Annotated in this window: 9 protein-coding genes; 3 read left to right on the forward strand and 6 right to left on the reverse strand. The window is 60.6% G+C overall.

Going from position 1 to position 12,274, the window contains the following annotated elements; genetic code table 11:
• Positions 1-63 precede the first annotated feature (63 nt).
• From BLJAPNOD_RS32930 to BLJAPNOD_RS32940, 3 genes are read left to right on the forward strand one after another with little or no spacing between them, the layout of a single operon-like run.
• Positions 64-1,011, forward strand: coding sequence for a sugar-binding transcriptional regulator (locus BLJAPNOD_RS32930; RefSeq protein WP_077502426.1), 948 nt, complete (start codon positions 64-66; stop codon positions 1,009-1,011).
• 8 nt (positions 1,012-1,019) lie between these two features.
• Positions 1,020-2,582 carry an autoinducer-2 kinase gene (lsrK, locus tag BLJAPNOD_RS32935; protein ID WP_199566093.1) on the forward strand — a complete coding sequence of 521 codons (1,563 nt, stop codon included), beginning with the start codon at positions 1,020-1,022 and terminating at the stop codon, positions 2,580-2,582.
• Between the two features lie 54 nt (positions 2,583-2,636).
• Positions 2,637-2,936 carry an antibiotic biosynthesis monooxygenase gene (locus BLJAPNOD_RS32940; protein WP_077502428.1) on the forward strand — a complete coding sequence of 100 codons (300 nt, stop codon included), beginning with the start codon at positions 2,637-2,639 and terminating at the stop codon, positions 2,934-2,936.
• 134 nt (positions 2,937-3,070) lie between these two features.
• Here BLJAPNOD_RS32940 and BLJAPNOD_RS32945 read toward each other — a convergent pair whose 3' ends face one another.
• The 6 genes from BLJAPNOD_RS32945 to BLJAPNOD_RS32970 all read right to left on the reverse strand — a co-directional run bounded on the left by BLJAPNOD_RS32945 (position 3,071) and on the right by BLJAPNOD_RS32970 (position 12,245).
• Entirely contained in the window at positions 3,071-4,168 is a 1,098-nt protein-coding gene (locus BLJAPNOD_RS32945; protein ID WP_244611195.1) for a glycosyl hydrolase, read from the reverse strand.
• 16 nt (positions 4,169-4,184) lie between these two features.
• The gene (locus BLJAPNOD_RS32950) at positions 4,185-5,357 is read right to left on the reverse strand and encodes a polysaccharide pyruvyl transferase family protein (RefSeq protein WP_077502430.1); all 1,173 of its coding nucleotides are present in this window, start codon (positions 5,355-5,357) and stop codon (positions 4,185-4,187) included.
• 104 nt (positions 5,358-5,461) lie between these two features.
• The gene (locus BLJAPNOD_RS32955; RefSeq protein ID WP_115422925.1) at positions 5,462-6,640 is read right to left on the reverse strand and encodes a polysaccharide pyruvyl transferase family protein; all 1,179 of its coding nucleotides are present in this window, start codon (positions 6,638-6,640) and stop codon (positions 5,462-5,464) included.
• 36 nt (positions 6,641-6,676) lie between these two features.
• The gene (locus BLJAPNOD_RS32960; RefSeq protein WP_115422926.1) at positions 6,677-9,352 is read right to left on the reverse strand and encodes a glycosyltransferase; all 2,676 of its coding nucleotides are present in this window, start codon (positions 9,350-9,352) and stop codon (positions 6,677-6,679) included.
• The gene (locus BLJAPNOD_RS32965) at positions 9,342-10,799 is read right to left on the reverse strand and encodes a DUF6212 domain-containing protein (RefSeq protein ID WP_115422927.1); all 1,458 of its coding nucleotides are present in this window, start codon (positions 10,797-10,799) and stop codon (positions 9,342-9,344) included. The genes BLJAPNOD_RS32960 and BLJAPNOD_RS32965 overlap by 11 nt, the downstream gene beginning before the upstream one ends.
• 216 nt (positions 10,800-11,015) lie before the next feature.
• Positions 11,016-12,245 carry a glycosyltransferase family 4 protein gene (locus BLJAPNOD_RS32970; protein ID WP_115422928.1) on the reverse strand — a complete coding sequence of 410 codons (1,230 nt, stop codon included), beginning with the start codon at positions 12,243-12,245 and terminating at the stop codon, positions 11,016-11,018.
• Positions 12,246-12,274: the final 29 nt, after the last annotated feature.

A 12,274-nucleotide genomic window follows, 5' to 3' on the forward strand; every position in this document is an offset into this window, starting at 1 on the left:
GTTGACGTATCAAATGTTTTTGCGATACTCAAATGATCACAACAACCCAAAGGAATGAGCCGCATGGCTTCGGACAATGGCGAGTGGAGTTACGCGGATGCGGACGAGGAGACCCTCACCCGCATTGCCTGGTACTACTACAATGACGGCTTGACCCAGAACGAGATCGGCGAACGGCTGAACATGTCGCGCATCAAGGTGTCTCGTCTGCTGGAGAGTGGCCGCCGTTCGGGCATTATCCAGGTGCGCATCAATTCGCGCTATCAGGGATGCCTGACACTCGAACGCGAGATCAAGGAACGCTACGGGCTGCTGGAGGCCTATGTCGTGCCACAGTTGCCCGATCAGGACCCGAGCGACCGTCTGGGCCAGGCGGCCGCCCAATTCCTCATGCAGCGCCTGCAACATGGCGACCTCCTGGCGGTCGGCTGGGGCGCCACCGTCAGCAACACGATCCAACGTCTCGGTCATCTCGCCAACGAACGCGATATCGGCCTCGTCAGCCTGACCGGCGGCGTCGGCACCTATGTGGACGGCATGCGCACCGCCAATTGGGGTAGCAGCGTCCATCTTGTCCCCGCACCTCTTGTCGTCAGAGACCCGCAGGTTGCAAGCAACCTCTCCTCCGAGCCAGCTGTCGCCAACCTGCTCGATATGGCGCTCAACGCATCGTTTCAGCTCGTCGGCATCGGTGAGCTTTCGCCCGCCTCGACGGTCGTGCGCTCCGGTTATGTCACTCCGGATGAAGTGGAGCCGCTGCGCCGCAAGGGTGCGGTCGGCGATATCCTTTGCCAGTTTTACAACGAACAGGGCGAGGTGCTCGATCTGCCGCTGCACGATCGCGTCATCGGGGTGAAGCTTGCGACCCTGTCGCGCGCAGAGAAAGTCGTGGCCGCGGCAGGTGGCCTGCAAAAGGTACAAGCCATCCATTCCGCCTTGCGGGGAAAATTCGTCGGCATCCTCATCACCGATGAAACGACCGCCGCCGGACTGCTCGAGATCAAGGACTGAGCATTACAATGAATGCAAGATATCTCCTCGCCGTCGACGCCGGCACGGGCAGCGGACGCGCCGTCATCTTCGACCACAACGGCAATCAAATCGCCAGCGCCCAGCATGAGTGGTGGCACAAGCCTGACCCGCGCTTTGCCGGCTCGATGGATTTCGATGTCGCGGGCAATTGGGCCCTTCTGGCGCGGGCGGTCCGCCGCGTCATTGCCGATGCGGGCATCCGGGCAGCCGATATTGCGGCCGTCAGCGCCACCAGCATGCGCGAAGCCATTGTCGCCTACGATCGCGATGGCAAGGAAATCTGGGCATGCGCCAATGTCGATAGCCGCGCCAACAACGAGGTGCGCGCCCTGAAGCAGGACTTTCCGCAACTCGAGGCTGAACTCTATGCCCAATCCGGCCAGACGTTTGCGCTTGGCGCCCTGCCCCGCCTGCTCTGGCTGAAACGCAACCTTCCAGATGTCTATGATCGTGTGCATCGCGTCAGCATGCTTTCAGACTGGGTGCTCGCACGGCTTTCAGGCGTGATCGCCAGCGATCCGTCCAATGGCGGCACGACCGGTCTCTACAGCCTGAAGGCGCGCAACTGGCTCCCGGATGCGATGACACGGGCCGGCATGCGAGACGATATTTTCCCGCCGAGCGCCGAGCCAGGGACCGTGATCGGTCACGTGACGTCACAGGCAGCCGATGAGACCGGCCTGGCCGCCGGCACACCGGTGGTGATGGGCGGCGGCGACTGCCAGATCGGCGCGGCCGGTCTCGGCGTCGTCAACGAAGGTGATTGCGCCGTGCTTGGGGGCACTTTCTGGCAGCAGGTGGTCAATGTGGCGCCATCCGTTACGGATCCGTCGATGGATCTGCGCATCAACCCGCACGTCGTGACCGGTCTCAACCAGGCCGAGGCCATCAGCTTCTTCGTCGGCATCGTCATGCGCTGGTTCCGCGACAGCTTCGGCGCCGAGGAAATTGCCGCCGCCGGCAGCGGTGGCGACGCCTATCGCCTGCTCGAGCAGAAGGCGGCGCTGGTTCCTCCAGGCGCCTACGGCATTATCCCGGTGTTCTCGGACGTGATGCATTATGGAAAATGGTATCATGCGGCCCCGTCCCTGCTGAACCTCTCCATCGACCCGGAGAAATCCGGCAAGGCAGCTATCTTTCGCGCCCTGCAGGAAAACGCGGCCATTGTCGCGGCCCGCAACCTCGCCGCCATTTTCAAGCTATCCAGCAAGACGCCTGAAAAGATCGTCTTTGCGGCCGGCGCCTCCAAGTCCGCCCATTGGTCGCAAATCCTTTCGGACGCAACCGGACTGCCGGTGGTAACACCTGTTGTCAAAGAGGCGACGGCTCTCGGCTGTGCGGCTGCAGCGGCAATCGGCGTTGGGTTCCACCGCAATTTCGTCGAGGCCGCCGAAAGCTGGGTTCGTTGGGACCGGCACTTCGAACCCAATGCCGAACACAAGGCGATCTACGACAACGCCGGCGAGCGTTGGGCCCGAGCCTACGCGCTTCAACGTCAATTGGTCGATGAAGGCGTCACCACTGCCATGTGGAAGGCTCCCGGTCTCTAACCCCATTCTTCGCACGCGCCCGCGTGCCGCTCTAACGTTACCAAGGAAAACGACATGCTCATTCAGATGGTCAACATCAAGGTCAAGGAAGGCCATGCGGCCGAATTTCTCGAGGCCTTTCGCATCAACTACGAAGGGACGCGCAGCGAGCCGGGCAACCTGCGTTTCGACGTCCTGCGCGATCCGCAGGACGAAAACACCTTTCTCATCTACGAAGTTTTTCGATCTGCAGAGGCGCTGGAAGACCATCGCAGGACCGAGCATTACAAGGAATGCGTCCGCATTATTGATCCCATTCTGGCTGGACCGCGGACCAAGGTCTACTACAACGCCGAGATGGCAGACTTTCTCTAAAGCGTCCGTGCGTTCGACGCCGCGAACGTTGACCGGATGGCGCCAGCGAGGAAGGCGGCGCGGTATCCGGTATGCAGCGGCGTCGCGCCACAACCTGTGTCGCTGCGCACGACGGCTCCGAGCGATGCGTCGGACTAATTCGGGGCGATCGCCCTCACTCCGGCAGAGCTGAGACCACCGCATCGCCAGACACCATAAGCGGCGTGCGTGTCCCAGTCGTAGTAGAAGGCGGCCGTCAATCGGCCCGACGACATGAGGGTTTGAAACACTGACCGCATCGCTGCAACCGCGTCAGCCCGTTTTCGATCGTCGAGCGGGCATGAGCGGGCGGCGTTTGCCACCCCCCACTCGGTAACCCAGCAGGGCTTGCCCCGATCCCCTGCCGCACAGAAACGAAGAAGATCACGGATATAGCCCGCAAGCTTCGGCCCTGCCTTGCGTCCCGGATAGACGTGAATGCCATAGGCGTCGACATAGCTGTCGATACCAAGCGATTTCAGGCGTGCGATCACTTCTTCCGGGTCAAGACGCTCCATGCCTCTTTGGTCCGCCTCACCGGCATTCATGTCTGAGAGGCCGGCGGAGACGACCACCGCGTTCCTGCTGTGGGCCGTCGCCTTCAACTCTTGCCTCGTAATTCTGGCAATCTCGACATAGGTCGCCAATCCACGCTCGAAGGCTCCCCGGTTGCGGATATCGGATGCGCGACGTGGTGTGACGGCGCCGGGTTCGCGAAATACGACCAGGTCACCATTGTAGGCGCTGTAATTGATTTCGTTACCGGGCTCGACGGCCGCAAGACTGACCCCGGCGTCATCCATTCGGTGAAGCGCCGCCCTGAGGTTTTCACGGTATCTCACGGGGTCCAGGTCGGAAAGGCGGCGAATGTCCCAGATGCGTCCGAAACCCGTTCGCGCGCGCACGCCATCGGCATAGTAATCCGGGTTCGTAAGCTGGATTTCCAGCAGGATCTTCAGCCCGAGGCCGTGAGCGATTTCGACCGCGTCGATGCTCTTGTCGACCGGGGTCGACAGGGACAGCCGCACGTGCGTTGCACCGCTCGCGGCGATATCGCCCAGGATTTTCCTCTGCTCATCCGGTGCCAGCCAGGCGAGATTGACCCTGTTGATACCGACAATATCGGCCAGGTTTCGATCGCGCCCGATCGCCGAACTGGGTTCGAAGGCCAGAAGTGAAAGCAGCGCGCAAAGCAGGCCTCTGCGCGCCACCACGTTCCACATCCCGCGCTCAGATCCCAATCTGTCCGAGCACATTTCTGAAGTTGGCCTCACAGGCCCTGTAGCGGTCGATCGCCGCCTCCGCGTCGATCTTCGACAGGAAGTTCGAGAGATAGGTGCGCTTGTCGCCTTCGCGGTTCCAGGTCCCCGCCTCGATATAGGGGAAGCCGATGAATTCCAGCATTTCACGCATGCGGTCGTCCACGGCGATCATCAGTGCGGGAACACCCGCCTGCATTCCGATGATGCAACCATGGAACCTGCGGCCGAAGCACATGTCCCTGCTCGTGGTCCAGGTGCGCCACTGGTTTGTGTCGAAGAATGCGATCAGTTCGTGCTCGCGCTGCCATTTTTCCTTGTGCTTGTATTGCGTCTCGCCCGTAATCAGTCCCCTGGCGCGATCGTAGACCGGCGTAGCATCGTCACCCGGCAGTTCCAGATTGTAGGCGATGACTTCATCCTGGACCACGTAACTGGCAACGGATTTCGGCCCCAGCAACGCGTGCGCGTCGACGATCGTGTCGGCGACGCTGCCGAGATATCCGCCAAAGGCGATCTTCTGCGCATCAGCCAAAGCAGGATTGGCGAGTGCCGTGAGCGATCTGACCATTTGATCGGGCGCGAAGTAAAGCGAGGGGCAACCTGTCGGCTTGACAAATTTCATCCCCTGCTCTTTCAGAAACTCCGCGGTGAAATAGCCGCGCGTCAGGAAGTAGCTTTCCCGGTTCCTGAGCACATCCAGGAACTTGAGCGTTCCGGCCGGCAGCAGTTCCTTGAGGCCTTCCTTGCGCTGGATGCCAATGCCCATCACCACCACTGGCATCTTCAGCTTGGCGAAGACTTCGGCTTCGAGATCGGCGGAATATCCGGGCCGCAGCAGGTTGGCGGAAGCAAAGACGCAGAGATCGAACTCGCGGTTTGCCTGCTCGTAAACCTCGTCCGAGGATCGGTTATTGGCCAGATGCCAGAATGGCACATAGGTGACGTCATGTCCCCGCAGGCTTTGGGCTGCTCCCTCGCCGATCAGATAGTTGCCGGTATTGGCAATCTTCCGGACCTGGGAGAGGAAGTCCTTTTTCGCCGTCACCTCGTCGAAATAGGGACGATGGTGCACCGTTTTGCCGGCAACCGAGCCGATCGTGCGCTGCAGATACGAGGGGATCCCTGTAAGTAAGATACGCATAACTGTCCTTTGAACGAGCCCTTGGGAGGATGCCAGGTTCAGCCAGAGCGTTTCCGGCTTGAACGAAGCCCTCGGAAACGCTCTATCTCTTTGTTTTAACGAAGTTACTGGCCGATGCCGATTTCCCGCAAAGTCGAGCGGAATGCGCGCTCGCGATCGGAGTATCGGTCGACGAGTTCCGAAGCATTGAGCTTAGACAGATGGGCGGCAACGAATTCGCTGCGGTTCTCGGCCCCGTCGATCTCGTTGATGTCGACCGCCGGCAAACCGGTGTAGCCGAGCATTTCGCGCATCCGGTCGTCGACCGCAACCATCAGGCTCGGCACGCCCGCCTGCATGGCGATGATCGAGCCGTGGAAGCGGCGACCCAGATTGAAGTCCATCGACGAAGCCCAGGCGCGCCATTGGTTGGTGTCGAAGAAGGTGCGCACCTGGAAAGGTTTGCCGAGCCTGTCGGCGCCGGGGTAGGCGAGATTGCCCACCATCGTGCCCGACGCGGTGTCGTAGACACGCCCCTCGGCATTGGGCTCGACGCTCATGTCGAAGTGGAGAAACTCATCCTGGACCACATATTGCGGGACGCTGTCGCCGCCGGGCAGCGCCTTGGCATCGAGCACCGTATCCTGGTTGCCGCCGAGGTAGCCGGAGAAGATGGTGCGCGCCTTGCTGACATCGACTTCCGGCAGTTTCTTGAGCGATTTGCGCATGTTGTCGGGCATGAAGTAGACGGATGGGCAGCCCGTCGGCCGGACGAACTTGAAGCCCTGGTCCTTGAGAAAACCTTCCGTCTCGAAGCCGCGTGTTAGGAAGAAATGCTCACGGTCCTTGAGGATGGCGAGGAGCCGCTTGGTACCCTCCGGCAGATTGTTCTCCAGGTCCTTGCGGTTCTGCTGGCCAATGCCGAGCATGACGATCGGCATCTTGAGCTTCTCGAGCACATCGGCTTCAGCATCAGCCGAAAGGCCCTTGCGCAGCAGGTTGGCGCAGGTGAAGACGCAGATATCGAAATTGGCGTTGAACTCGTCGAGGCCGACACCGTTCTTGGCGCAATTGTAGAGATGCCAGAACGGCACGTGCTTGGCATGGGGTGAAAGCGCGCGCAGCGCACCTTCACCGATGAGGTAATTGCCGGTGTTGCTGATATTGCGCAGCTCCTGCAGAAACTCCTCTTTGGTCTCCGGTTGTTTCTGGCGCTCCGCATAGGAGACGGACAAACCGTGAGCGCCATTTACGAGGCGCGTGTAGTGACCGGGAATACCCGTCACGAGAATCCTTGCAGGCATGCAATCGACCTTTCTGCTTAAAAAACTGGCGTGGGCTCAACCGGCCGCCCGGATGCCGGCATCAACCGCCGGATCCGAGGGAAAGACGGCCGTTCTTGCCTGGGACGAATTGTCGACCGAGGTGTCGCACCACGCGAGAAACTGCGAAAATGAGGATGTCCACGAACGACGGGCTGCAGTCTTGATGCAGCCTTCGATCAGCGGAGCAAGTTGGTCAGGGTTGCGGGCTACCGCTTCGATGACTTCGGTCATCGACCGGACGACTTCGGGATCGGCCGCCGCATGGATCAGCACACCGTCTTCGCCATCGACGATCAGTTCATCGACGGCCCCGACCGATGTGGCGATCGGAACGCATCCGAGCTGCTGCGCTTCGGCTATGACGAGCGGTGCCCCCTCCCAGCGCGAGGGCATGACGAGCACATCCGCCCAGGACAGCGCCTTGATGAGTTCCTTGGTGGCAAAGGCCGGTGGACGGACGTCAACCGAAAGATCCTTCAATCGTTCAGTCCAGGAGACGCTGGTATCGGCGAGAATTTCCCCGCCGATGGCGCGCGCCTCGAACGGAACATTCCTTGCGCGGAGCTCGGACAGGGTCGCGGCCAGCCGATCGATGCCCTTCTGACGGTCGAGCCGCCCTAGGTAGAGCACGCGCAGCTGCGCGTCGCCGCGCGGCTGTCTCCGGGCTGTGAAGACTTCGGTTTGAACTTTCGGCGGGACCGAAAAGCCGGCGCTGTTTGCGACCGCGAAGACCTTTGCGTGCGGCACGCCGAAACTGTGCAGATAGGTCTTGAGCTGTTCCGAGCAGGTCAGGAAGGCGTCATAGCAATGTTCGTGGGCAATGGCGGCAAAAGGCTGGCCTGCCGGACGCTTGAAGGCGGTGTTGTCGACGACGTGTAGATAGCATGCCGTGCGCGTCCCCTCGGAGCGCAGCCGGGCGATCAGGGGATGGACGGCCATGACATGGTTGTTGATCACCAGGTCGAAACCCGAAAGCTGGCCCTTCAACGCTTGCCAATCGACACCATGCTCTTCGGCGATGAAGTCCTGGCCGAGGAAGGAGCCTGACCCACCCCATGCGGGAACGCCGAGATCCCAGAAGTGGATGTGATCAAAGCTCTGATCGAACTCGTCGATGACGTCCATCTTCGCGCTGCCGAGTACGAACAGATGCGTCTCGAAACCGGTTCGCTTCAGTTCTCGCGCCACGGCATAAACGACCTTCTCGGCGCCGCCGAAGGAGGCGTTCGGCACCAGAAGTGCTGCGGTCCGCTTGCCAGCGCTGTGCCCGAGCGGCAGGACGGGCGAGCCACCGACTTCCCTCCGCAGTTCCCTATAGAGCTCGCCATAGGGCACCAACCGCGAAGGCCGCCATGTCCAACGCTTGCCCGAGGTGTGACGCAAGGGGCTTGAAGCAATCGCGTTGATGCAATTGACCATCATCTGCTGCGGCGTGATCAGCGATCGGCGCGGCAGGCTCTTGGGGAAAGGAAAGCGAACCTTCAGCAACGTCACCGTCGGCCAGACCTGCTGGTTGCCGATCGATGCGAACCACTCCACCGCATTGTTCAGGATCACGTCCCTGACGAGCGGGGTCGGAACGAAAACGAGGTCCGCAGATCCTACATTCTGAGATCCAGCCGGCAGGGCAACCGCCTCGATCCCGCGCTTCGCGCCGTCATTGGCAAGCTGCACGAACAACGCGTTGGTATTTTCGCTCAACCGCTCCAGGTGGGCGAGAATGTTTGGAAGCATGCGTGAGCGCAGCAAGAGGTCGAACGCCGAACCGCTGCCTGCCACGAGAAAGGGCGGGAAATGCACGTTGTCCGGTTCGCCGACATTCGCCCAGAACGCTGGGATGATATCATCGAGGCGAAGCACGGTTGGCGACTTGGTCGGATCGGTAAACAGCGAGATCGACGCATTTTCTGTACGCGCGAAGAGATAGCGCGGGGCCTCCTCATGCTCGAAGTCCACGAGCATCGGCCGTCGATAGAGGGCCTTGTGGCGTTTTCTGAGGTAGCTGACGGATGTGGCGCGCTCCCGGTTGGCTTCCTTGAACCGGCTTTCGGCACGCAAGCGATACTCAAAGACCGTGTCGTGGCAGGGCACCCCGACGAAGCCGTTCTCGATACAGGACAACCAGAATTCCCAGTCTTCAAAGCCGTTCTGCCGGTCGTCGCTGAAGCGCACGCCTGAGCGGAAAACGTCGATGGAAATCAGGGAGCCCGTATCGCAAATATTGTCCGTGATGCAATGCGCCAGCCTAGAGTATTGATTGCCGTAATGCGCACGCCAGGATACGGAGAACGTGTCGATATTGGTATAGACCCAGCCGCAGGCAGTATCGATGAGCTTCTGGTAAAGCGTTTCGATCGTTCGCGGTAGAACACGATTGTCGGCGTCGAGGAAATACACCGCCCGAGCCTCGGGCAGGCGCTCGACAATGAAGTCGATGGCGCGATTGCGGGCACCACCCGGTCCCGCATTGCGGCCGAATATCACGTGAATGAATGGATGGGTCGCGGCGTAGAGCAACAGCTGGTCGAATGTCTCGTGGCACGGGTCTCCATCGACCGAAACAACGATCGCAAGTCGGGATTTGCTGAGGTCGGACGCCAGTGCGGATTCGATCGCTTCCAGGACAAGCGCTGCATGACCGTAGAGCGGCATCGCGATCGCGATGAGATCAGCCTCCGGATTACCGGACATTCAGGGCCTCCGTCGATTGCTTGACCAGCCGGAAGCTCGACACCTTGAGCCAGCAAAAATCGACGCTGTCGCCCGCCGCCCTGCTAAGGATGATCAGATCCATCGGAACACGGATCGCCTCGTCCATCTGCATGCTGATGCTGATCGATTGCTGAGCACCGACCTCTCGCCAACCGCTGAACACGGTCGAGGGTTTTACCGTCCCCTTGCGGGCGAGTTCAGCGACCTCCGCGCGGGCGTTCGAACTGGCCGGGCTCAACAGAAAGCTGACGGCTGCCGGCGCGCCTTTGGGGTGATCGATAATGGCGCTTGCCGACAACGAGACCGTTCCAGGCTCGATGGCGCGATTGATCGCGCCGGCCGAAATGCCGCTTGCCAGGGGATGACAGACGATTGCGTGTTCGTGGTCGAGAAACCGGATGGTCTGGAAATCCGGGACGATCTGAGTGACGGAAACGTCGGCAATCTGGCTGAGCTTGTCCAGCCCGAGCCTGTAATCGACGGTGAATTGCCCTTCCAGCAAGCTGGTGGGGGCAATCATGTTCGCAGTGCTGGCAGGCTTGACCCCAGGCAGACCCGTGAACACTCTGAACGCGAGCGGGCGCAGATCGAGGTCAGGATGCGGGTGCTCCGAGCGCGCCGAGTATCGCTCGCTGGCGATATGATGCCCAAGCGAAAGGCCAAGTGCGTCCGAGCCGCTGGCGGATACGCGCAGACGAAGGGTCCTCGCCGCGCCACCGCAGGCACGCGGCAGCGAAAAGAAGTTCCAACCGGAAACCAGGCCGCCATAGGGAACGTTCCATTCCGCAATGCCTTCTCCGCTCTCCAGATAGCTCAAGGTAACAATCAGCTCTCCACTGCCCTTCGGCAATGCGTGGAGATGAAGGGAAAAGCCTGCCACGCCGAGGCTTGAGACGGGAAGAAGCTGCTCGATGAACGCGCTGCTCAACAGCTGTCCCACGCCCTCATCCTTTGGATCGGCAAAGGGATCATGGGCAAAGACTTCGGCAACCGGCTCCCAGTTTCGGGCATGGAAGGCGTCTTCCAGGAGACGATAGTTTTCAAAGAGTTCTTCACGCTCGCGCCGGAGCATTGCAAGCTCGGACGTGATCGAGGACGTGTATCGGGCCAGACGCCCGACCCCGTCTTCGACAAGCGCGCGCAGAAGAGCAGAGCTTTCCGTCACATTGGCGGGATCAAGGCGCAAGACCGCCAACTCCGGAACGGTGCGCAAGGCAGAAAGCCGCGCCAGCCCCTTCTTCAGATCCGCCTCGCCCTTGTCGGAAAATGCAATCGCAGCGATCGGAAAGCTATCCTTCAACATATCGAAGGAACCACCATCGGTTTCGAGGTAATCCACGAGATGGGCGACGTTGCTGCCCTGCAGGATCGACCGATCGCGATCCGATGCCAGCAACAGCTTCTTCAAACCGAGCCGATGGCCCATGGCGGATTGTCTTACTTCTTGCACGTAACGCCCTCAGAAGAAACGATAACGCATATCGGTGGAGTTCCGGATGGACGGCAGATATACTGTCGAAACCACTCATCACACTGACTACGTAGCAGTGAATTTTGCGATGCACAACGGTAAAATACTTGCCAACCACAACAATAAACTTCACATATACTTCAATATTTGAAGTATTAGTTGACGCCGTTGCTACGGCGTAGCTGGACGGCCTGTCATCGCCGTTATCAGCTCTCGCTGGCGGAGCAGGCAGTCCTCCAGCCGGAAGCGCCGCTCGACGGTTCTTCGCGCGGCCGCCCGCATGCTGATGGAGGCCTGTGGATTGCTCAGCGCGCCAAGCACTGCTTCGGCGAGTGCGTCGACATCGAAGAAGGGCACTAGGATGCCGTTGTGACCTGTCCGGATGACTTCGCGAACCGGAGACGTGTCGGAGCCGATGATCAAGGCGCCGCAGGCCATGGCCTCCAACACAGACCACGAAAGCACGAAGGGATAGGTCATGTAGACATGCGCCGCCGAGACCTGGAAAAGCTGGCGAAGGATGTGATGCGGGACAACGCCCGGAAAGATGATGTTGTCTGCCGGCACGTCGAGGGAGGCGAGCAGATGGGATTTCCAAGAGCCGCCGCCAGGAGGAGGAGGTCCGTAGCTGGTGCCCTCCCCTCCGACAAAGACGAAGATCGCATCGGGACGTTTACGCACGATTTGAGCGGCGGCCTGCAGCGCCTGAGGGAACCCACGGTAGGGCTCAAGGTCGCGCGCGACAAAAGTAACGACGGGCGGATCGTTGGCCTTCAGCACGCGACCATCAGGAAGCCTGACCGAAGCCGCAGGGTTGGGACGAAACAGCGCCGTATCGATACCCTCGTGGCAGACGGCAATGCGCTCACGCGTATCGGCGGGATAGAGGCTCCTTTGCCATTCAGTCGGGCTGATGCCGCCATCCATGGCTTCCAGTGACAGCAGCTGTGCGACGTTGCGCAGCCGCAATCTTTTGCGCTCTTCGAGATCAGGCTGGTCGTCGGCCGCAAAGCCGATGTCGGCGCCATGCGATCGATAGAAGAACTCGCAATACCCGAGGGCAGGAACGCGAGGAAGGGCATCCTTGACGAACATCATGCTGCCCCAGCCGATGTGGCCGACGACGATATCGGGCGTCATGTCCTGCCGCGCCATCGCGTCGAGCGTTTCGGCAACCCGGTGTCCGATCCGGGTGTGGTGATCCGGGACAGCCATGTGTCGGGCGATCGCTGCGGAGGCCCTTGGGCCAGCCTCGGCCCGGTGGCGAATGACGCGTACGGATGGGATCTTCTGATCCACGGTTTCAGTGATCAGGCTGACGCTGTTGCCCGACTGAACCAGGTCAGCCGCCAACGCGGCGAACTGGCCGAAGCCGCGCCGATGAACAAATGCCACATGCATGCTACTAATCCGCTACCTGAATGACGTGC

Source organism: Ensifer sp. M14 (assembly GCF_003355565.1).
In the GTDB taxonomy this organism is placed as follows: Bacteria; Pseudomonadota; Alphaproteobacteria; order Rhizobiales; family Rhizobiaceae; genus Ensifer.

Bases quoted from the DNA above. Each gene is read 5' to 3' on its own strand.
- BLJAPNOD_RS32930 (WP_077502426.1), top strand. From the start codon at position 64: ATGGCTTCGGACAATGGCGAGTGGAGTTACGCGGATGCGGACGAGGAG.
- lsrK (WP_199566093.1), top strand. From the start codon at position 1,020: ATGAATGCAAGATATCTCCTCGCCGTCGACGCCGGCACGGGCAGCGGA.
- BLJAPNOD_RS32940 (WP_077502428.1), top strand. From the start codon at position 2,637: ATGCTCATTCAGATGGTCAACATCAAGGTCAAGGAAGGCCATGCGGCC.
- BLJAPNOD_RS32950 (WP_077502430.1), bottom strand. From the start codon at position 5,357: ATGCGTATCTTACTTACAGGGATCCCCTCGTATCTGCAGCGCACGATC.
- BLJAPNOD_RS32955 (WP_115422925.1), bottom strand. From the start codon at position 6,640: ATGCCTGCAAGGATTCTCGTGACGGGTATTCCCGGTCACTACACGCGC.
- BLJAPNOD_RS32960 (WP_115422926.1), bottom strand. From the start codon at position 9,352: ATGTCCGGTAATCCGGAGGCTGATCTCATCGCGATCGCGATGCCGCTC.
- BLJAPNOD_RS32965 (WP_115422927.1), bottom strand. From the start codon at position 10,799: ATGGGCCATCGGCTCGGTTTGAAGAAGCTGTTGCTGGCATCGGATCGC.
- BLJAPNOD_RS32970 (WP_115422928.1), bottom strand. From the start codon at position 12,245: ATGCATGTGGCATTTGTTCATCGGCGCGGCTTCGGCCAGTTCGCCGCG.